Below are 22032 nucleotides of genomic sequence, written 5' to 3'. Positions count from 1 at the left end.
TTTCTTCAAGCGTTTCCGCTTGGCTAATTTGGCTTGCTAACTTGGCTTTCGTTTCTTTCGAAGCGTTGCCGTGTCAGCGAGGTGGCATTATAGAGATTGCGATCACATTGGCAAGCCCTTTTTCTCGTTTTTTTTGATTTTTTTATCGTTCGGATAAATTTGCATCAAAAGCGGTCAAAAGAGCACGTTATTTCTACAGTTCTCTGAATTTATCTGCGAAAAGAGCCACTTTTTCCCAATTGGTGTATTCCACTTCTTTGGTCGTATCGGTTTCGCCACCTGTCATCGACATAATGAATCTAATCATAGTTCTGTCGAACCAGCCGTAACGTGGGTAATAAAGTGCACCAGCAAAAACACCGATTAGCGTTGGTCTCCAAGGCGACTTAATTAGGAACTTGCGAATGTAGGCACTACCTTCAGGTGTATCCTTTCCTTGGTCCTCTTTACGAGCGGTTAGGTTTACGCAGAAAAATGCCACTTTATTTTGCTCCAATTGATTGAGGTTTCGCTCAATAAACTGGTATAGCTTTTTATTAAGATGGCCATAGCGAATAGAGGCGCCTATCAATACTCTGTCGTATTGGCTGAAGTCAATCGTCTCGATATTATGTAAATCCACCAGCTCACAATCGAAGTCTGGAAGTTGTTCATCTATATAGTGGAGAATTTTTTTAGTCTGCCCTTCGCGGGAAGAGTATAGAAATAATGCTTTTGCCACGATTTCCCCTTAGCTACGCCAAAACGTCGGCGTAAGTAGAATAAGTAAGGTAAAGATTTCCAAACGACCAAACAGCATAGAAACTATCAATACCCATTTTGCTTTGTCGTTAACATCACCAAAGTGAAGCGCCACTTCTCCCAAGCCAGGACCGAGGTTGTTCAGAGTCGCAGCCACCGCAGAGAATGCACTGAGCTCGTCCATCCCTGTAGCAATCAAGCCCAACATACAAACCACAAATACCAATGCGTACGCGGAGAAGAAACCCCAAACCGCATCGACAACACGTTGCGGTAGGGCACTGCCACCTACTTTGATGGTGTAAACCGCGCGTGGATGGACTAAACGTTTTAGTTCACGCGCACCTTGTAAGGTAAGAAGCAGGATACGGATCACTTTCATGCCGCCGCCTGTTGAACCAGCACAACCACCGATAAAAGAGGAGAACAATAGCAGTACAGGTAAGAAGAGCGGCCAATCCGCAAAACCTGTCGTCGTAAAGCCCGCAGTTGTCGAAATTGACACGGTTTGGAAAAGTGCCTGATCGAAAGCATCGTATGTCGATGTGTAAGAGTGATGTTTCAGTAATAATAGAAAGCAAATGACAAATAGCAGCACTTGAATAAACAAGAAGGCGCGAAACTCAGGATCTTTCCAGTAATACTTGGGATGTACGCCACCTGATGCAAATGCAGCAAAGTGCAGCGTGTAGTTACATGCAGATATAAGCAGAAAAACCACCGTAATCAGGTTAATCGCGTAACTATCAAAGTATCCGATGCTGGCATCGTGGGTAGAAAAGCCACCAATGGCAATGGTGGAAAAGCTGTGACTGATGGCGTCAAATGGCGTCATACCAGCTAACCAAAAAGCCGATGCACAGGCGATAGTCAGGCTCAAATAGATGTACCAAAGCGCCTTAGCAGTTTCTGCTATGCGCGGCGTCACTTTAGTGTCCTTGACTGGACCAGGGATCTCGGCGCGGTAAAGCTGCATACCACCAATGCCAAGTACTGGCAAAATCGCCACAGCTAATACGATGATTCCCATACCTCCGAACCACTGCAGTAACTGTCGATAGAATAGAATCGCTTTAGGTAACTCATCCAAACCAACAATAACGGTCGCCCCGGTCGTAGTGAGAGCAGAAAACGATTCAAAAAACGCATCTGTGACTGAGACGTTCGGGTTGTCAGCAATGAGAAAGGGGATCGAGCCTGCACTGCCAAGTACTGTCCAGAATAAGACGACAATAAGAAAGCCATCTCGAGCTTTAAGCTCGTGCTTATACCTGCGGTTTGGGTACCAACAAACGGCCCCACAAAACAGCAGAACAAAAAATGTCGTGACAAAAGGCACACCTGCACCATCTCGATAGATCAGCGCAACGAGTGCTGGCGCAAGCATAGTGACACTAAAGAGTGCGAGCAGTAGCCCGACGATTCGAATAATTGAACGAAATTGCATGGATAAATTGACTAGCGAAGCTGTCCCTGTTGCTTCCTGTTTTTCATTATTGTCCGTCTAGCGGAGTGACAATTGCCTTTGCCCCGCTTTTATTGATGATTGCTTGGGTAAACGCGCTCACTTCTCGAAGCTCAATTTCCACCACTAATACGACCTGATCGCTGTATTCAGCCTCGACTTCTATCGCACCAAATTGCGGCATGATTGACTGTGCGATCGGCATAAACCCATAGTCTAACGTTAGTCTGAGCTTTGTGGTTATTTTTTTCTCAATAGTTTGAAGCAGCTTGAGCGCTTGTTGTACTCCACCCCCATACGCTTTAACCAAGCCGCCTGTACCTAACTTGATTCCACCAGAGTATCGCGTGACCACTGCCGTGATCTCCCCCACACCAGATCCAGACAGCTGCGCCAGGATCGGTTTGCCTGCAGTTCCGGATGGCTCCCCATCATCACTAAAACCCCATTTCATTGAATCTTCCGGGCGACCAGCAACAAAGCCCCAACAGTTATGTCTAGCATCAGCGTGTTTAGCTTTGATTTGATCAACAAATGCTTTTGCAGCTTCGATACTTGGCGTGTGCGCCAAATAAGTAATGAATACGCTCTTTTTAATTTCTTCTTCAAATTGAGCGAGCTCTGCTGGAATCAGATAAGGCTTGTCATTCATAGGATTATGGATTCAGGTCTATTTGCCTGAAGTCTATCACGAGTGTGATTTACCCGTCGCATAAGATCTGCCACAGCGCACAATGTTAAACACTTGTTTAAAAAATGTATTGAAATTAGACAATCCACGATCCAAACTAACTTTACTGGTCAAACCAGAACAAAAATAAAACGACTTCCTCGATACCTATTTGCCGAGGTACACGGCGTCGTTGAAATAGGTATACAGACAATCCACGATTGTATGTCATGGAGATAGACAATGATTTACCAAGCCGAAACCCTACAGGTAAAGGAAATACAAGATGGTATTGCAGAGCTAAGCTTCTGCTCTCCAAAATCCGTCAACAAACTCGACCTAGCGACATTGGAATCGCTAGATAAAGCTCTTGATGCGCTCATTGCCCATCAAGGCCTCAAGGGGTTGTTGCTCACTTCAGATAAAGACGCATTCATTGTAGGCGCAGACATTACCGAGTTTTTAGGTCTGTTTGCTAAAACGGATGCCGAGCTCGACCAATGGCTGCAATTTGCTAATAGCATCTTTAACAAATTAGAAGACTTACCCGTTCCGACCATCTCAGTGATCAAAGGCCACGCTCTTGGTGGCGGTTGTGAATGTGTACTAGCAACAGACATGCGTATTGGTGACAAAACCACCAGCATCGGCCTACCAGAAACGAAACTGGGAATCATGCCAGGCTTTGGTGGTTGTGTACGCTTACCTCGCGTTATTGGCGCAGACAGCGCAATGGAAATCATCACCCAAGGTAAAGCATGCCGAGCTGATGAAGCATTGAAAATTGGCTTACTCGATGCTGTTGTAGAGACTGATGCTTTATACGAATCGGCACTACAAACTCTTAACTCTGCAATTAATGAGAAACTTGACTGGCAAGCACGCCGAGCACAGAAAACATCTCCTCTAACGCTGAGTAAGCTAGAATCGATGATGAGCTTCACCATGGCGAAAGGTCTAGTGGCACAGAAAGCTGGCCCTCACTACCCTGCCCCAATGACAGCCGTTATCACGATTGAAGAAGGTGCTCGCTTTGCACGTAATGAAGCGTTAGACATTGAACGTAAGCACTTCGTGAAATTAGCTAAATCGGAAGAAGCAAAATCACTGGTTGGCCTATTCCTTAACGATCAATACATCAAAGGCATTGCGAAAAAAGCAGCGAAGTCAGCAAGTAAAGACACGCAACGTGCAGCCGTATTAGGTGCAGGTATCATGGGTGGCGGCATTGCTTACCAATCAGCGCTAAAAGGTGTGCCTGTCTTAATGAAAGACATCGCACAAGCGTCGCTCGACCTAGGCATGACTGAAGCATCTAAGCTGCTGAATAAACGCTTATCTCGCGGTCGCATTGATGGCTTTAAGATGGCGGGTATTTTAGCGTCAATCACACCGAGCCTATATTACGCAGGTATTGAAAACTCTGATGTGATTGTTGAAGCTGTCGTTGAAAATCCGAAAGTAAAAGCAGCAGTTTTGAGTGAAGTTGAATCCCATGTCGGTGACGACACCGTTATCACCTCAAACACCTCGACGATTCCAATCAACCTATTGGCAAAATCACTAAAACACCCAGAAAACTTCTGTGGTATGCACTTCTTCAACCCAGTGCATCGTATGCCTCTTGTTGAGATTATCCGTGGTGAGCACACCTCTGATGAAACCATCAATCGTGTTGTGGCGTATGCTGCGAAAATGGGCAAATCACCAATTGTCGTTAATGACTGCCCAGGGTTCTTCGTTAACCGCGTATTGTTCCCATACTTTGGCGGCTTCAGCATGCTACTTCGTGATGGTGCTGACTTTACGAAAATCGACAAAGTCATGGAGCGTAAGTTTGGCTGGCCGATGGGACCGGCGTACTTGCTTGACGTAGTCGGCATTGATACCGCGCACCACGCACAAGCTGTGATGGCTGACGGTTTCCCTGAGCGTATGGGTAAACAAGGTCGTGATGCGATTGATGCACTATTCGAAGCAGACAAATATGGTCAGAAAAATGGTAATGGCTTCTACAGCTACACCATAGATAAAAAAGGTAAGCCGAAGAAAACCTTCTCAGAAGATATCTTGCCGGTGCTCGCTGACGTTTGTGCCGATAAGCAGGACTTTGACGATGAGACCATCATTCAACGTATGATGATTCCGATGATCAACGAAGTGGTACTGTGTCTACAAGAAGGCATCATCGCGACTCCGCAGGAAGCAGACATGGCATTGGTTTATGGTCTTGGTTTCCCTCCATTCCGCGGTGGCGTATTCCGCTATCTAGACAGCGTGGGTATTGCTGAATACGTTGAAATGGCAAAACAACACGCCGAGCTAGGTGCGATGTACCAAGTACCGCAAATGTTGATTGATATGGCGGCGAAAGGTGAAAGCTTTTACGGTGCACAACAGCAAGGTTCTATCTAAGGAGGGATTCTAAAATGACTAATCAAACAAGAAATGTTGTCGTAGTCGATTGTCTACGTACTCCAATGGGTCGCTCTAAAGGTGGTGCTTTCCGTCATACACGAGCAGAAGATCTATCTGCGCGTCTAATGAAAGGCATTCTTGCACGTAACCCACAAGTGAACCCAAGCGAGATTGAAGACATCTACTGGGGCTGTGTACAGCAAACACTAGAGCAAGGCTTTAACGTTGCACGTAATGCCGCGCTACTCGCGGGCCTGCCGATTGAAATTGGCGCTGTGACGGTTAACCGTTTGTGTGGCTCATCCATGCAAGCGCTGCATGACGGTACACGTGCCATCATGACTGGCGATGCTGAAATCTGCCTAATTGGTGGTGTTGAACACATGGGACACGTACCGATGAACCACGGGGTAGACTTTCACCCAGGTATGTCAAAGAACGTAGCAAAAGCTGCGGGCATGATGGGCTTAACGGCTGAAATGCTTGGTAAATTACATGGCATTAGCCGTGAGCAACAAGACGAGTTTGCCGCGCGCTCTCACGCTCGTGCGCACGCAGCAACCGTAGAGGGTCGCTTTAAAAACGAAATCCTACCAATTGAAGGCCATGCGGCTGACGGTACACTGTTTACTCTCGACTATGATGAAGTGATTCGCCCTGAAACATCCGTTGAAGGTCTATCTCAACTTCGCCCAGTGTTCGACCCTGCAAACGGTACAGTAACAGCCGGTACTTCATCGGCGCTGTCCGATGGTGCATCAGCGATGTTGATCATGAGTGAAGAGAAAGCCAATGAGCTTGGCTTGAAGATTCGTGCACGTATTAAAGGCATGGCCATTGCGGGCTGCGATCCTTCTATTATGGGTTACGGTCCGGTACCGGCGACGAAAAAAGCGCTCAAGCGTGCCGGTCTTTCAATTGAAGACATGGATGTGGTTGAGCTAAACGAAGCATTTGCAGCGCAGTCTCTGCCGTGTGCTAAAGACTTAGGTCTGCTTGATGTGATGGATGAGAAGGTCAACCTTAACGGTGGTGCGATAGCATTGGGTCATCCACTAGGCTGTTCTGGTTCACGCATCTCAACAACGTTGATCAACCTAATGGAAGCGAAAGACGCGAAATACGGTCTAGCCACCATGTGTATCGGTTTGGGTCAGGGTATAGCGACCGTATTTGAGAGGCCTTAACGCTTTGAGTGAAGTAGGCTCAAAACGACGATGGTCGTAGTGATCTACTCAACAACCAGCATGAAATGAATAAATACTAAAATAATTTAGTATTACACTTAAGGGCGACATCAGATGTCGCCCTTTGTTTTACGCCAAACACAGTAAATATGCATACAAAGCATACATGAAATGAGTAACTTTCATTTTATTCATAGATAGAGAAGACATAGACTTATAGACAGTTAATATCTTGCTGTATGTGGCAACTGAGTCACGCTAACGCAATTTCGGAGAACCTTATGTTTAATGCTCTAGTTCTAAACCAAGAAGACAAACGCACTATCGCTAGTATCGAGCCAATCGATGAAACACAACTGCCGGAAGGTGACGTTCTGGTTGAAGTCGATTACTCATCGTTGAATTACAAAGATGGTTTGGCGATCACAGGTAAAGGTAAAATCATCCGTAACTTCCCGATGGTACCTGGCATTGATCTAGCGGGTACGGTTGTAAGTTCTGAAGATTCGCGTTACCAAGCTGGTGACAAAGTGGTCTTAACTGGCTGGGGCGTGGGTGAAAACCATTGGGGTGGCATGGCTCAACGTGCTCGTCTAAAAGCGGATTGGCTAGTGCCACTACCAAAAGGTCTAGACAGCAAAAAAGCAATGATGGTTGGTACTGCTGGCTTCACTGGTATGCTATGTGTTCAAGCACTGCTTGATGCAGGCATCAAACCTGAAGCTGGTGAAATCCTAGTAACGGGCGCAAGTGGCGGCGTAGGCTCGGTAGCAGTAACGCTCCTAGCGCAGCTTGGCTACAAAGTTGCAGCAGTGACAGGACGTGTAGAGAAAAACGGTCCGCTACTTGAAAAACTAGGTGCTAGCCGCATCATTGACCGTACTGAATTTGAAGAACCAGCACGTCCACTTGAAAAGCAAGTATGGGCAGGTGCGGTAGACACCGTCGGCAGCAAAGTACTAGCAAAAGTATTGGCGCAAATGGATTACAACAGTGCAGTCGCCGCTTGTGGTCTTGCAGGTGGTTTTGATCTACCAACTACAGTGATGCCGTTCATCCTACGTAACGTTCGTCTACAAGGTGTGGACTCAGTAATGTGTCCAACAGAGAAACGCATCGCAGCATGGGAAAAACTGGTTGAACTACTACCAGACAGCTATTTCGAGCAAGCATGTACTGAAGTAGAACTAGCAGAAGCACCAAAATACGCAGAAGACATCACCAACGGTCAAGTAACAGGTCGTGTGGTTATCAAGCTATAAACACTGACTCAGCATAAACAGACGAAGAGCCGGCATTGCTGGCTCTTTTTGTTAGCAGTTTAATCCCATATCTTCGATACGCTTAGCTATTAGACGGCTACATTCTTCACGCACAATCGTTCTTAACCATTCTTGAGCAGGAGAATGCTCGCAACGCGCATGCCAAATCATCGAGTATTCAAATGGAGTAAATTGGAAGGGTAATGGTTTCACCACCAAGTCATAACGCTCGGCAACCAGATACGCCAAGTCCGCTGGCACTGTGATGATAATTGGCAAGGTATCCATGATCGCCAATGCAGCTTCTAAATGGTAAGCACGCAGAACCATTTTACGCTTAGGCTTCTCAATTAAAGCTTGTTCGATCAGTGCCTTAACACCATCACTGATGGCGATCATGGCATGTGGATGGCTCAGATAATCATCCAAGCTCATTTCTTTATCCGCTAATGGATGCTGTTTTGAAAGCATACACAGCACCCCCACTCGCCCCAACACTTCACTGCGTAGCGGCTCCACCGGGCCAGTTGGGCGACAAATGGCGAGATCGGCCCCTTCATAAGTCAACTGATCGGATAAACGGTCATGCTGCAAAGGCAAAAAGTTAAACGACACGTTTGGCGCTTCTTGGTAAATTCTCGGCAAAGCGAACGGTAAGATCGTTTGCATGGCATAGTCGGTGGTCACGATGTTGAAAGTCTGTACGCATTGCAATGGGTCAAACTCAACCGGAGATAACAACTGACGTAAAGACTCTAATGGCTCGCCTAATGAGCGATCGATCTCTAACGCTTTCTGAGTTGGGATTAAATGCTGCCCCTGACGATTAAACAGCGGGTCTCCCAATAAGTCACGCAGACGACCAAGCACACGACTCATTGCCGATTGACTCAAATTCAGACGTGTTGCCGCCTTACTGACACTGTTTTCTTCTATCAGTACTCGCAACGCAACCAGTAAATTTAAATCTCGGCGATAGATGTCTTCCAGTTCCACGAATTAGCCACTTATTTTGTATGTGTTTGGGTAAATTGTACTCTTCAGGCAAAAAAAATCCCGCCTTTCAGCGGGGAAGCCCAAGAAAAATGGGGATAGTGTCGGAATGAAGTGTCGGTAAAAATAGGTGAGCGTTATTAAAGTATTCTGATCGAAGCAAAAAGCGCTAATTTTCTTGCTCAGATGCACCTGACCATTTGCGCATCTCGATCCAAATCCCAATAATAGTGGCAATCATGCCTACAAGAGGCATCAAAGAGGTGTCAGCTGGCGTTCTGAGTACCAAAGCACAAAACGAGATAAAACACAGTACGGAGTAAATCGTAAGTCTGTCTAACGCTGTTAACATTGCCTCTCCCTTGCCAGTTGTTACCAAATTGTTAATTTAAGGTAAAACAAAAAATTCCGTTTGCCAAGTGGTTATTGAATATTTTTTCAACGAACGTAGAATTCACCGCTAAGTTAGTTACGAGAATCACACTATGAGCTTTAATCCTGAACTGGCAACAAAGACATTAGAGGCGGAAGGACTGCGCTGCCCAGAGCCAGTGATGATGGTCAGGAAGACAATTCGCAACATGCAAGATGGTGAGATTTTGCTGGTCAAAGCAGATGACCCATCCACGACTCGAGACATTCCGAGTTTCTGCCGTTTTATGGATCACCAATTAATTGCAGCACAAACGGAGCAAGTTCCGTATCAGTACCTGATCAAGAAAGGATTGGAATAATCTGGTCGAATTAAAAACGGCAGCCGATTGGCTGCCGTTTGTTTATTCATCGTATTCGAGTGTGCGAACTTCTGATTGGAGCTTGTTGAGTTGTTTTTTCATTGCCCGCATCTCTTCATGCATAGGAATGATGTGGGCTACGCGAATCCACGCCTCTACTGTTAATCCAGTAAGAACGAACGATCCTGCCACAATCGGCAACCACATATCAGTCAGTACCATCGCTAACAAGCACAGCGCCAAACCAAAGGTGAATAAATAACTCTGACTCTTTGGGGTCATCCCCATGTAACGTGTAAGCATAAACTTGCCCTCTCGCTATCATTCACACCATTAAACTACCATGACAAGTATGACACTAATATGTCATCCGTCACGCTACGGAGCGATTTTAAGTCAGAGTTTGAGCTACGCCACTAATTCGCTAGTTATTGATTATTTGCATCATTTAACGATTGTTCGCGGATAACATTTTCCATTTTCAGGCTGCGTTATCCGCCTAAAAACATTAAAAGAAGGCCGCACCAATCGCCAACAACACGAACAAAATAGCGGTGACTTTACGAATCAACCCCAGGGGCATCTTGTCTGCTGAAAGCTTACCAATTAACACCACAGGCACATTAGCCAACAACATACCAATGGTCGTGCCAAGTATGACCCAACTCAGCGCATCCGCGTATTGCGCGCCTAGGATAGAAGTGGCGATCTGAGTTTTATCACCAATCTCAGCCACAAAGAAAGCAATAAAGCTGGCAATGAAAGGACCTCGGTTTGAAATCTGTTCGTCATCATCCAACTTATCAGGAATCAACACCCAAGCCGCCATCGCGACAAAACTGACCACCAGCACCCACTTTAAAATATCAGGTGATAAATAGTCAGCGACAACCACACCTAACCATGCAGCTAAAGCGTGGTTGGCAATGGTTGCCAAAAAGATTGCTGCAATAATTGGTATTGGTTTGCGGTAACGACTTGCGAGTAATAGAGATAGCAATTGGGTCTTATCGCCAATTTCTGCTAACGCTACAGTAGTAATTGAAATAGCTAAAACGCTCACGACATGCTCATTGGGGCAGGGATTATTATTTTTAACCGAAGACAAACCTCACGCCCCTACCCCGGTTCGTGATGATTTGTCTAAGGTCTTGCTAAACTTGAAAGGCTTCAAGTCTCGAACGCCATGGTGATTTTGCACCAATTATGTTGACGGACGAACCAGATGAAACAGAAACTTCATCAGGTAAGCTACTCCCCAAAGACAGGCGCAATTCTAGCCACCTTTGTTGCGCTTCTCAAGAGCCAAAGCAGGCAAAAACTCCCTTTTAAGAAAAATACAGCAGATAACGCGGTAAAAATTCATTAAAGGAGAAAATCGCCCACGAATTAATCAAGATTAGCTCTACTCCCATGCTCAATATCTGGTTATACTAGATTGTTAATTTATTCAACCGTAATTACTCTTTATCGCCGTTGTTAGAGTTGAAAAACTCGGCATAGATGACGAATTAACGAGTAACAAGAGAATCGCGCGAACCTGACTTATGCAAAAATACGATATCAAAACCTTCCAGGGAATGATCCTCGCGCTGCAGGATTATTGGGCTCAAAATGGTTGTACCATTGTTCAACCGCTAGATATGGAAGTGGGTGCGGGTACCTCTCACCCAATGACCTGTCTACGAGCGCTTGGCCCAGAGCCAATGTCGACAGCTTACGTACAACCTTCACGTCGTCCTACTGATGGCCGTTACGGTGAAAACCCTAACCGTCTTCAGCACTACTACCAATTCCAAGTAGCGCTAAAACCATCGCCTGACAATATTCAAGAGTTGTACCTTGGCTCCCTTGAAGTTCTTGGTATTGACCCTCTTGTACACGACATCCGTTTCGTAGAAGACAACTGGGAAAACCCAACACTAGGCGCATGGGGTCTAGGCTGGGAAGTTTGGCTAAACGGTATGGAAGTAACTCAGTTTACGTACTTCCAACAAGTTGGCGGCCTTGAGTGTAAACCAGTCACTGGCGAAATCACTTACGGTATCGAGCGTCTAGCAATGTACATCCAAGAAGTAGACTCGGTTTACGACCTAGTTTGGAACATCGCACCAGACGGCAGCAAAGTGACTTACGGTGATATCTTCCACCAAAACGAAGTAGAGCAATCGACTTACAACTTCGAGCACGCAGACGTTGAATTCCTATTTGGTTTCTTCGAGCAGTGTGAGAAAGAGTGTAAAGAGTTGCTTGAGCTTGAAAAGCCACTGCCATTACCTGCTTACGAGCGTATCCTAAAAGCAGGTCACGCATTCAACCTACTAGACGCGCGTAAAGCGATCTCAGTAACTGAGCGTCAGCGTTACATCCTGCGCATTCGCGATCTGACTAAGTCAGTAGCAGAAGCATACTACGCATCGCGTGAAGCTCTTGGCTTCCCAATGTGTAAGAAAGAACAAGCGTAAGGGGTAGAGAACATGGCAAAAGAATTTCTAATCGAGCTAGGTACAGAAGAGCTACCACCAACGCAACTTCGTACGCTAGCTGAAGCATTCGCAGCAAACTTCGAAGCAGAACTAAAAGGCGCTGAGCTAGCTCACGAAGGCGTAAAATGGTTTGCGGCTCCTCGTCGTCTTGCACTTAAAGTCGCGGCACTAGCAGAAAGCCAATCAGACAAAATCGTTGAAAAACGTGGCCCTGCGGTTTCTGCAGCGTTTGACGCGGAAGGCAACCCAACCAAAGCGGCTCAAGGCTGGGCACGCGGTTGTGGTATTTCTGTTGACCAAGCAGAGCGCATGGTTACAGATAAAGGCGAATGGCTACTGTTCAAACAAGAAGTGAAAGGTCAGCCAACGTCTGAGATCGTTGTTGAACTTGCAGCGAAAGCACTAGCAAACCTACCTATCGCAAAACCAATGCGCTGGGGTAACAAAACGACTCAATTTATCCGCCCAGTGAAAACGCTAACCATGCTGATGGGCAGCGACCTAATCGAAGGCGAGATCCTTGGTGTCGCTTCTGACCGCACTATCCGTGGTCACCGCTTCATGGGTGAACAAGAGTTCACTATCGATTCTGCTGAGCAATACCCTGCAATCCTAGAAGAGCGCGGTAAAGTTATGGCAGATTACGAAGCACGTAAAGCCATCATCCTAGCTGACGCACAAAAAGCGGCAGCAGAAGTTGGCGGTATCGCTGATCTAGAAGATGACCTAGTAGAAGAAGTTACGTCTCTGGTTGAATGGCCAGTAGTACTTACAGCGAAGTTCGAAGAAGAGTTCCTAAAAGTGCCTTCTGAAGCGTTGGTTTACACCATGAAAGGTGACCAGAAGTACTTCCCTGTTTATGACGAAAACAAGAAGCTACTACCTAACTTCATCTTCGTATCGAACATCGAATCAAAAGAACCTCGTTACGTAATCGAAGGTAACGAGAAAGTGGTTCGTCCTCGTCTTGCTGACGCAGAGTTCTTCTTCAACACAGACCGTAAGCGTCCGCTTATCGACCGTCTGCCTGAACTAGAGCAAGCGATCTTCCAAAAGCAACTGGGTACGATCAAAGACAAAACAGACCGCATCACAGAACTTGCTGGCTACATTGCAGAGCAAATCGGTGCTGACGTTGAGAAATCAAAGCGTGCTGGTCTACTAGCAAAATGTGACCTAATGACCTCAATGGTATTCGAATTCACGGATACTCAAGGTGTTATGGGTATGCACTACGCTCGCCACGACGGTGAAGCAGAAGAAGTTGCAGTCGCACTGAATGAGCAATACATGCCTCGTTTCGCAGGTGATGAACTGCCATCAAACGGCGTTTCAACAGCAGTTGCAATGGCAGACAAGCTAGACACTATCGTAGGTATCTTCGGTATTGGTCAAGCGCCTAAAGGCAGCGACCCATTCGCACTACGCCGCGCATCTCTAGGTGTACTACGTATCATCGTTGAATACGGCTACAACCTAGATCTTGTTGACCTAGTAGCGAAAGCGAAGTCACTGTTTGGCGACCGCCTAACCAACGACAACGTTGAACAAGACGTGATTGAGTTCATGCTTGGTCGTTTCCGTGCTTGGTACCAAGACGAAGGCTTCAGCGTAGACATCATTCAAGCGGTACTGGCTCGTCGTCCGACTAAACCAGCAGACTTTGACCAACGTGTTAAAGCGGTTTCTCATTTCCGTGAACTGGAAGCGGCAGAGTCTCTAGCAGCAGCGAACAAACGTGTTGGTAACATCCTAGCGAAATTCGACGGCGAACTTGCAGAAGAAATTGACCTAGCATTGCTACAAGAAGACGCAGAGAAAGCACTAGCAGAAAGCGTTGAAGTCATGACTGAAGCACTAGAGCCTGCATTTGCGACCGGTAACTACCAAGAAGCCCTAAGCAAGCTAGCAGATCTACGTGAGCCAGTGGATGCGTTCTTCGATAACGTAATGGTAATGGCAGACGACGAAGCACTTAAGAAGAACCGTCTGACATTGCTGAACAACCTGCGCAACCTGTTCTTACAGGTCGCAGATATCTCTGTCCTTCAAAAGTAATTCATTACTGATTCAGAAGTGATTAAGATATAAGTAAAGGGAAGCGTCGGCTTCCCTTTTTTGTTGTCTTTAAACGGAGATCGTCGGTTCTTATTATTCATTTTGTGAACAAGGCAAAAATTTGTAGGGTGAGACACGTTTAACTTGTTGGTGCAGAGCTCGGATTGTAGAGGCTCAGTTTTGCTATAACTGGACTGTTTATTCGGGGGAAGGACACAATGAAAAAAACAATTCTCGCACTCTCTATCGGTCTACTGAGCGCCTGCAGCCAGATTCCAGAAAACGCCATCGTATTAAGCGCTGGTGATGACACCGCTGTTTTTGAGGAAAACTCACAAGGCTTACTTGTCGCCGAGCAAAAACTCGAAAAAGGCAGCTACACCTTTACCATTGCCGATAGTAATCAAAGCTGTGGCAGTAGTTTTGCTTTGGCAGAAGAAGATCGCATCAAATTCAATCGTCCATTAAAAATGGATAATTGTGCCACAGATGCCCAAATGCCTCTGCGCATCTTCAAAGCCAACACCTATCAATTTACGCTCAACCCAACCACTAACGAGCTAACTGTTAGGCTCAAACCCAAACAGAATCAAGACATCACCTACTCTTGCCCTGTCGCAACCAATACGCCAAAAACCATCAACGTTGAGCAAACCTTTAATGATGGCACTGTCGTTCGCGATGCCTTAACCGGACAAGAAACTATAGTTACAGATGGCAGCGTAACCATGCAGCCGGGCCCTATGAGCCAAGGTCTGTTGTTACTAGAAGAGGTTGAGCAACAAGCAGAAAAACCTTTCAGTTGGGACAACGCGACGGTGTACTTCGTCATGACTGACCGCTTCTATAACGGCAACCCAGACAACGACAACAGCTACGGTCGCAGCAAAGACGGGAAATACGAGATTGGTACCTTCCATGGTGGTGACTTAGCGGGTCTGACGAAAAAACTCGATTACATCGAATCACTTGGTGTGAATGCTATCTGGATAACCTCACCACTGGAACAAATCCATGGCTGGGTTGGCGGCGGCGATAAAGGCGACTTTAAACACTACGGCTACCACGGCTACTACCATCAAGATTGGACCAAGCTTGATGCCAACATGGGTACCGAAGATGAACTCAGAACCTTCGTCGATACTGCCCACAAGAAAGGCATCCGCGTGATTTGGGATGTGGTCATGAACCACACGGGCTACGCAACATTAGCAGACATGCAGGAATTCGGCTTTGGTCAGCTTTACCTTGATGACCAAGAAGCCAAAGAACTCCTTGGTGAAAAATGGACCGACTGGCAGCCAAAATCAGGACAAAGCTGGCACAGCTTCAACGACTACATCAAATACGGTGATAGCGAAGCGTGGGATAAATGGTGGGGCAAAGATTGGATTCGTACCGACATCGGCGAGTACGATGCGCCGGGATACAACGACATCACCATGTCTTTAAACTACCTACCGGATCTCAAAACCGAATCGACTCAGAAAAACGGATTGCCAAACTTCTTCCGCAATAAAGACACTAATGCGCAAGATAAGCTGAAAACTCCACGTGAGCATCTGATTACCTGGTTATCCGACTGGGTACGCGACTACGGCATTGATGGTTTCCGTGTCGACACGGCTAAGCACGTTGAAATGGATGCGTGGGCAGAGCTGAAAGCCAGCACCACTCAAGCGCTTGCCCAGTGGAAGCAAAACAACCCAGACAAAGCCTTGGATGATCTACCTTTCTGGATGACGGGTGAAGTATGGGCACACAGCGTGGTGAAAAGCCCGTATTTCGATAACGGCTTCGATTCCATCATCAACTTCGAGTTCCAATCTGACGTGGCACCAAAAGCGCTGAAATGCTTCGCTCAACTCGATAGCGATTATCGCCGCTACGCGGAACGTATTAACTCCGATCCTGAGTTCAACGTGTTGAGTTACCTGTCTTCGCATGATACTCAACTGTTTTGGTCGGCACGCAGCCGCAGCTTCGATGACCAAGCACGCGCTGCCAATGCACTAATGCTGGCTCCGGGTGCAGTCCAAATCTACTACGGCGATGAGATTGCTCGTGACTTTGGCGTGACTGGCTCCGATCCTACTCAAGGTACTCGCTCTGATATGCCATGGGATAAGATTCATGGCGAACGTGAAGACTTGCTGCAACATTGGCAAAAACTCGGCGAGTTCCGTCAACGCCACCCAGCGGTTGCGCAAGGCAAACATATCACTCGCAATCAAGAAGGGTATTACGCGTTCGAGCGCCAATACCACGACGACAAAGTGCTGATCGTCTACACTGGCGAATAGCCGATTCACTCCACCAACAAGGGAAGCATTTCGCTTCCCTTTTCTGTTCACTGCTCATATCCCCATCATCTGGTCTGATGACAAACTTTTTTCTTCTTCGAGTAAATTCACACTTTGCGTCGTAATAACATTAGGGTAAGGTCAAGTATTACTCTATAAGCTGATGTTTCATCAGCATTCAATACACATAAGCAATCACAATGAATTAGGTATCAGTCAGCATGCAGTTCTCAAAGTTTGGTGAAAAATTTAATCAGTATTCAGGTATCACGCAGTTAATGGACGATTTGAATGATGGTCTACGCACACCAGGTGCCATCATGCTCGGTGGAGGCAACCCAGCCGCCATTCCTGCCATGCTCGATTACTTTCACCAAGCCAGTGAGGAAATGCTCGCCAGTGGAGAGCTCGTCGCCGCCCTAGCCAACTACGATGGGCCACAGGGTAAAGACGCGTTCGTGAAAGCGCTGGCTCAGTTATTCCGTGAAACTTACGGTTGGGACATTTCAGAGAAGAACATCAGCTTAACTAACGGTAGCCAAAGTGGCTTCTTCTACTTGTTCAACTTACTCGCTGGTAAACAGCCAGACGGTTCGCATAAGAAGGTGCTACTGCCTATCGCGCCTGAGTACATCGGCTATGGTGATGCTGGCATTGATGAAGATATCTTTGTCTCTTACCACCCAGAAATCGAGCTGTTAGATAACGGATTGTTTAAATACCACGTCGATTTTGAACAGCTAACCGTCGACGATTCTGTTGCGGCAATCTGCGCATCTCGCCCAACCAACCCAACGGGTAACGTACTGACAGACGAAGAAGTGCGTAAACTGGACAAACTCGCACGTGAAAACAACATCCCACTGATCATCGATAACGCCTACGGCTTGCCGTTCCCGAACATCATCTTTGAAGATGTCGAACCGTTCTGGAATGAAAACACCATCTTGTGCATGAGCCTATCCAAACTTGGCTTGCCTGGCGTGCGTTGCGGGATTGTGATTGCGAGTGAAGAAATCACTCAAGCGTTAACCAATATGAACGGCATCATCAGCCTAGCACCAGGCAGTGTGGGTCCAGCGCTGGCAAACCACATCATCGCTAAAGGCGACCTGCTTAAACTGAGTTCAGAGGTGATTAAGCCGTTTTACAAGCAGAAGTCGCAACGTGCGGTTGAACTGCTGCAAGAAGCGATTACCGATGAGCGCTTCCGTATTCACAAACCGGAAGGCGCTATCTTCTTGTGGTTATGGTTTGATGAACTGCCAATAACAACAATGGAACTGTACCAACGCTTGAAAGCGCGTGGTGTATTGATTGTACCGGGTGAATACTTCTTTATTGGCCAGAAAAACGAATGGGACCACGCTCATCAGTGCTTACGCATGAACTACGTTCAAGACGATGAGATGATGCAGAAAGGGATTGCGATTATCGCGGAAGAAGTTGAAAAGGCTTACCAGCAAGGTCTGTAATACGAAGCAATCGCTTCGGCTACTCCAATTAAAAAGAGCGCCAACTGGCGCTCTTTCTCACTCTATAGGGCAAATAACTTGCTGATTAGTTGTTTTCTAACAGGTTGTTGCCACCGATAGCAATTTTACGTGGTTGCATTGCTTCTGGAATTTCACGAACCAAATCAATATGTAATAAGCCGTTTTCCATTGATGCGCCTGTCACTTTGACGTAATCCGCTAGCTGGAATTTACGTTCGAAGTCGCGCTCAGCAATGCCTTGGTACACGTAGTTTTTGCCTTCTTCTGCTTTGCGTTCGCCCTTCACAATCAACATGTTTTCGTTTTGAGTCAGATCGAGTTGGTCTTCAGAGAAGCCAGCAACTGCCATAGTAATACGGTAGTTATGCTCGTCTTTTTGCTCAATGTTGTACGGAGGGTAACCGCCAGAAGTATTTTTCGCTGTATTCGCTTCCATCAGGTTTAGCAGACGATCAAAGCCAATTGCATTACGGTATAGTGGTGAGAAATCTACGTTACGCATAAATCTATCCTCTTAATTAAGCAATAGTCTTAGCTCAGATGACCTTCATCTCACAGGCGTGTTTATGCAAAAACCAACGCCGAGCTAAGAGATTCTTATCATTCCGCAGGCCATCATTTGGCTCGGAGACATGATAGGAAATCTAAAGGTTTAAGTTGTGTGCTAAAACGCCATATCCTCTTTTGAGCGATCTCGTTTTAGCGATTCCAGAGGGCTGTCTTCTAGTCTCTAGCAAGCCAGTCATCCTCTTCACAACTAGATATAAGGTCGTCAAAAATGACTTTCAAGGGAAAAAATAAAAAATTTTAAGTGCGCTCGCTATCTCCCCAGAAAGGTCAGTTTACCCTCGCTTTGCAATCGGTATTAAAAAGCCCACCTTTCTGGTGGGCTCAATCTGCACTCTACTTGCGGGAGGATTTACGCGCTTTTACAACGCTCTTTTCTGCCGCTTTTTCCTGTTTTAACTTACGCTTTTCTTTCAGACTCAACTGTGGTTGTTTCTTGTCTTTCTTACTCATGACTTCACCTCTATTTATTGACACAACAGACAGCCACACAGCATTTTCTGCGCTGGTGGCTGCGATTGATGAACAATTTCAGTAATCACAAAGCAGCGTCGCTGATTAAAAATTTCTATTTCGAACGCATCATTTTTAGCTCGCCCTAATAAACGGGATCCCAAATAAGAATCGACCGCGAGCATACCTGTCATCGGTTGGCTCTTGTGCGAGTTGACTAACGTCATGCGATATTGATAAGCACGCTCAACATCCACTAAGCGAACCGTATCCCCAACCGCAATACGAGCTCGGTTACGGCAATGGGCTTGTTGCTCGTAAGTTTCAAAGAGTGACAACAACCTTAGTGGTGATTGATAGGTTAAAAAGCGACTGGTTAACCACCAAGTTCGCAGCGCCAAACAGTACGCCGAGAACCAGCGTTCAAACATGATTATTTCCTTCTTAATGCCTTGTCTTACAAATAAATTCAGTGCATTGAACCGGAAGTGCATCACCTCCGGCTTAGTTCAGGAAAGTCATCACCATTTTCTCAACCTCCTTATTCATCAGCTCTTCAGCACTATAGCGAGCAGAAAAAAGAAAGCAAAAGCGCCCAAGCGAACAAAATGGCGAGAAAAAAAGAAAACAGAAATAAAATGGCAAGCTTGATCAGGTTATTGGCAGTTAGCACCAGAAAAACCAAAGTCTTGGCAGAAAGTGGCGATTTTCATTGGTGGTTAAAACAAAAAAAGCAGCGATTTCTCGCTGCTTTTCCTATTAAGACAAGTTGTCGTTACACGTCTAAGTTCGCTACTTTCAGCGCGTTTTCTTCGATGAAGTTACGACGAGGTTCTACTTGGTCACCCATCAGTGTTGTGAACAATTGGTCTGCGCCTACCGCATCCTCAATCGTTACTTGCATCATGCGACGCGTTTCTGGGTCCATAGTCGTTTCCCACAGCTGATCTGGGTTCATCTCACCTAGACCTTTGTAACGCTGACGGCTCAGACCACGCATTGACTCTTTAACCAACCAATCAAGCGCTTCTGCAAAGCTTGCTACTGGCATCGTACGCTCACCACGTTTGATGTACGCGCCTTCTTCCAGAAGCCCATCCAGCGCTTCTGATAGATCAGCCAACTTGCCGTACTCTTTCGAGTTTAGGAAGTCGATGCTAATTGCATGTTCGTGCGTCACGCCGTGAGTACGAACCACGATCTTAGGCAAGTTTAAGCCTAGTTCTTCGTGCTGTTCAACTTCGTAGCTGTATTGGCTCGCACCCACTTCTTTCGCATTCAGCTGCTCAATAAGCTGCTTCGTCCACGCTTCAACAACTGATGCGTCATGGCATTGCTCAGGAGTTAGACGAGGAGTGTAAATCAGCTCGTTTACCAAAGCACTTGGGTAACGACGGCTCATACGTTCCGCCAGTTTAATACCCGCATTGTACTGTTGAACAAGCTTCTCTAGTGCTTCACCTGCCAATGCTGGTGCTTCTGCGTTTACGTGTAGCGATGCATTATCCAGAGCCAATGATACTTGGTATTGGTTCATCGCTTCTTCGTCTTTGATGTACTGCTCTTGTTTGCCTTTTTTCACTTTGTAAAGTGGTGGCTGAGCGATGTACACGTAACCACGCTCGATAAGCTCTGGCATTTGACGGTAGAAGAAGGTCAATAGTAGCGTACGAATGTGCGAACCATCGACATCGGCATCGGTCATGATGATGATGTTGTGGTAACGCAGCTTGTCCGGGTTGTACTCGTCACGACCGATACCACAACCAAGTGCAGTGATCAGAGTAGCCACTTCTTGCGAAGACAGCATCTTGTCGAAACGTGCTTTTTCTACGTTAAGAATCTTACCTTTTAGCGGTAGGATTGCTTGGTTCTTACGGTTACGGCCTTGTTTTGCGGAGCCGCCTGCCGAATCACCCTCCACTATGTATAGTTCAGAGAGTGCCGGATCTTTTTCCTGACAGTCTGCAAGTTTACCTGGAAGGCCAGCTAGGTCTAGTGCACCTTTACGGCGCGTCATTTCACGAGCTTTACGCGCTGCTTCACGTGCACGTGCTGCATCGATGATTTTCGAACAAACCATCTTCGCTTCTGTCGGGTTCTCAATCAGGAACTCAGACAGTTTTTCACCCATTGCAGACTCAACAGCTGATTTCACTTCAGAAGAAACCAGTTTGTCTTTTGTTTGGCTTGAGAACTTAGGATCAGGAACTTTCACCGAAACAACCGCAGTTAGACCTTCACGCGCATCGTCGCCTGAAGTCGCTGTTTTTGCTTTCTTAGAGAAACCTTCTTTATCCATAAAGCTGTTCAATGTACGTGTTAACGCAGCACGGAAACCAGCAAGGTGAGTACCACCATCACGCTGTGGGATATTGTTGGTAAAACAGAAGATGTTCTCTTGGAAACCATCGTTCCATTGCATCGCCACTTCAACTGAAATGCCGTCTTCACGCTCTGAGTTAAAGTGGAAGATTTTTTCGATGATTGGCGTTTTGTTGGTGTTTAGGTGATCAACGAACGCTTGAATACCACCTTCATACATGAAGTGATCATGTTTGTCCGCTTCACGCTCATCAACCAATTTGATCGATACACCAGAGTTCAGGAATGACAGTTCACGCAGGCGTTTCGCCAGAATGTCATAGTGGAACTCAGTGTTAGAGAAGGTCTCGGCACTTGGCCAGAAACGAATTTGCGTACCGGTTTTATCCGTATCACCCACAACAGCTAGTGGCGCTTGAGGCTCACCATGGCGGTAGGTTTGCGTATGGATATGGCCACCACGATGAATCGTCAGCTCAACTTTCTCAGATAGCGCGTTTACCACTGAAACGCCTACCCCATGAAGACCACCCGATACTTTGTATGAGTTATCGTCGAACTTACCACCCGCGTGAAGTACCGTCATGATTACTTCTGCTGCAGAGACATTTTCCTCTGAGTGGATTTCTGTTGGAATGCCACGACCATCATCGCTAACGGAAACCGAGTTATCCTCATGAATTGTCACAACGATGTCTTTACAGTGACCTGCCAACGCTTCATCAATTGAGTTATCCACCACCTCGAAAACCATGTGGTGAAGGCCGGTGCCGTCGTCCGTATCGCCGATGTACATTCCTGGACGCTTACGTACCGCATCCAGACCCTTCAGTACCTTAATACTCGATGAATCGTAATTTTCAGACATGAGTTT

General features: G+C 46.5%; 18 protein-coding genes. 8 read left to right on the top strand and 10 right to left on the bottom strand.

Going from position 1 to position 22032, the window contains the following annotated elements:
• Window positions 1-193: 193 nt before the first annotated feature.
• The 3 genes from hemG to P4S59_RS00390 are packed head-to-tail and all read right to left on the bottom strand — an operon-like array spanning window position 194 to window position 2858.
• A complete protein-coding gene (gene hemG / locus P4S59_RS00400; RefSeq protein ID WP_048625583.1) occupies window positions 194-721 on the bottom strand; it encodes a menaquinone-dependent protoporphyrinogen IX dehydrogenase in 528 nt (175 codons plus the stop codon).
• 9 nt (window positions 722-730) lie between these two features.
• The gene (locus P4S59_RS00395) at window positions 731-2188 is read right to left on the bottom strand and encodes a TrkH family potassium uptake protein (protein ID WP_006743175.1); all 1458 of its coding nucleotides are present in this window, start codon (window positions 2186-2188) and stop codon (window positions 731-733) included.
• A gap of 46 nt (window positions 2189-2234) precedes the next feature.
• Window positions 2235-2858 (bottom strand): YigZ family protein, encoded by a 624-nt coding sequence (locus P4S59_RS00390; RefSeq protein WP_074190073.1) that lies wholly within the window; start codon window positions 2856-2858, stop codon window positions 2235-2237.
• A gap of 261 nt (window positions 2859-3119) precedes the next feature.
• On the opposite strand from P4S59_RS00390, the gene fadB reads away from it, so the two are divergent.
• From fadB to acuI, 3 genes are all read left to right on the top strand, one after another.
• Window positions 3120-5291, top strand: coding sequence for a fatty acid oxidation complex subunit alpha FadB (gene fadB, locus P4S59_RS00385; protein WP_337167854.1), 2172 nt, complete (start codon window positions 3120-3122; stop codon window positions 5289-5291).
• 14 nt (window positions 5292-5305) lie between these two features.
• Window positions 5306-6481: an acetyl-CoA C-acyltransferase FadA gene (gene fadA, locus P4S59_RS00380; RefSeq protein WP_006743176.1), complete on the top strand. Its 1176-nt coding sequence runs from the start codon at window positions 5306-5308 to the stop codon at window positions 6479-6481.
• 281 nt (window positions 6482-6762) lie between these two features.
• Window positions 6763-7743, top strand: coding sequence for an acrylyl-CoA reductase (NADPH) (gene acuI, locus P4S59_RS00375; protein ID WP_337167853.1), 981 nt, complete (start codon window positions 6763-6765; stop codon window positions 7741-7743).
• Window positions 7744-7794: 51 nt separating this feature from the next.
• On the opposite strand, the gene P4S59_RS00370 is transcribed toward acuI, so the two are convergent.
• Together P4S59_RS00370 and P4S59_RS00365 are read right to left on the bottom strand one after the other, a co-directional pair.
• Window positions 7795-8739, bottom strand: coding sequence for a LysR family transcriptional regulator (locus P4S59_RS00370; protein ID WP_256935855.1), 945 nt, complete (start codon window positions 8737-8739; stop codon window positions 7795-7797).
• Window positions 8740-8905: 166 nt separating this feature from the next.
• Window positions 8906-9088, bottom strand: a complete 183-nt coding sequence (locus P4S59_RS00365) for a hypothetical protein (RefSeq protein WP_046874581.1) — start codon at window positions 9086-9088, stop codon at window positions 8906-8908.
• A gap of 133 nt (window positions 9089-9221) precedes the next feature.
• Between P4S59_RS00365 and tusA the strand changes: the two genes are divergently transcribed.
• On the top strand, window positions 9222-9470 hold the full coding sequence (gene tusA / locus P4S59_RS00360; protein ID WP_005394130.1) for a sulfurtransferase TusA: 249 nt from the start codon (window positions 9222-9224) through the stop codon (window positions 9468-9470).
• A 42-nt stretch (window positions 9471-9512) separates the two neighbouring features.
• Here the strand turns inward: tusA and P4S59_RS00355 are convergent, their stop codons facing one another.
• The gene (locus P4S59_RS00355; protein WP_031780377.1) at window positions 9513-9773 is read right to left on the bottom strand and encodes a hypothetical protein; all 261 of its coding nucleotides are present in this window, start codon (window positions 9771-9773) and stop codon (window positions 9513-9515) included.
• Window positions 9774-9978: 205 nt separating this feature from the next.
• Entirely contained in the window at window positions 9979-10533 is a 555-nt protein-coding gene (locus P4S59_RS00350) for a TMEM165/GDT1 family protein (RefSeq protein WP_012841256.1), read from the bottom strand.
• A 484-nt stretch (window positions 10534-11017) separates the two neighbouring features.
• Between P4S59_RS00350 and glyQ the strand changes: the two genes are divergently transcribed.
• The 4 genes from glyQ to P4S59_RS00330 all read left to right on the top strand — a co-directional run bounded on the left by glyQ (window position 11018) and on the right by P4S59_RS00330 (window position 17792).
• Window positions 11018-11935 carry a glycine--tRNA ligase subunit alpha gene (glyQ, locus tag P4S59_RS00345; RefSeq protein ID WP_048625586.1) on the top strand — a complete coding sequence of 306 codons (918 nt, stop codon included), beginning with the start codon at window positions 11018-11020 and terminating at the stop codon, window positions 11933-11935.
• A 12-nt stretch (window positions 11936-11947) separates the two neighbouring features.
• A complete protein-coding gene (gene glyS / locus P4S59_RS00340; protein WP_048625587.1) occupies window positions 11948-14014 on the top strand; it encodes a glycine--tRNA ligase subunit beta in 2067 nt (688 codons plus the stop codon).
• 218 nt (window positions 14015-14232) lie between these two features.
• Window positions 14233-16317, top strand: a complete 2085-nt coding sequence (locus P4S59_RS00335) for an alpha-amylase (protein WP_337167852.1) — start codon at window positions 14233-14235, stop codon at window positions 16315-16317.
• Between the two features lie 221 nt (window positions 16318-16538).
• On the top strand, window positions 16539-17792 hold the full coding sequence (locus P4S59_RS00330) for a valine--pyruvate transaminase (protein ID WP_258645938.1): 1254 nt from the start codon (window positions 16539-16541) through the stop codon (window positions 17790-17792).
• An 85-nt stretch (window positions 17793-17877) separates the two neighbouring features.
• Here P4S59_RS00330 and P4S59_RS00325 read toward each other — a convergent pair whose 3' ends face one another.
• The 3 genes from P4S59_RS00325 to gyrB form a co-directional block, all read right to left on the bottom strand.
• Window positions 17878-18315 carry an Hsp20 family protein gene (locus tag P4S59_RS00325; RefSeq protein WP_145473403.1) on the bottom strand — a complete coding sequence of 146 codons (438 nt, stop codon included), beginning with the start codon at window positions 18313-18315 and terminating at the stop codon, window positions 17878-17880.
• A gap of 532 nt (window positions 18316-18847) precedes the next feature.
• Entirely contained in the window at window positions 18848-19264 is a 417-nt protein-coding gene (locus P4S59_RS00320) for a GreA/GreB family elongation factor (protein WP_012841260.1), read from the bottom strand.
• Window positions 19265-19608: 344 nt separating this feature from the next.
• The gene (gyrB, locus tag P4S59_RS00315) at window positions 19609-22026 is read right to left on the bottom strand and encodes a DNA topoisomerase (ATP-hydrolyzing) subunit B (RefSeq protein WP_005394109.1); all 2418 of its coding nucleotides are present in this window, start codon (window positions 22024-22026) and stop codon (window positions 19609-19611) included.
• Between the last annotated feature and the right edge of the window lie 6 nt (window positions 22027-22032).

The sequence above is a fragment of the Vibrio sp. M60_M70 genome (genome assembly GCF_037162085.1).
GTDB lineage: Bacteria > Pseudomonadota > Gammaproteobacteria > Enterobacterales > Vibrionaceae > Vibrio > Vibrio diabolicus.
This window is presented reverse-complemented; position numbering and strand designations above follow the sequence as displayed.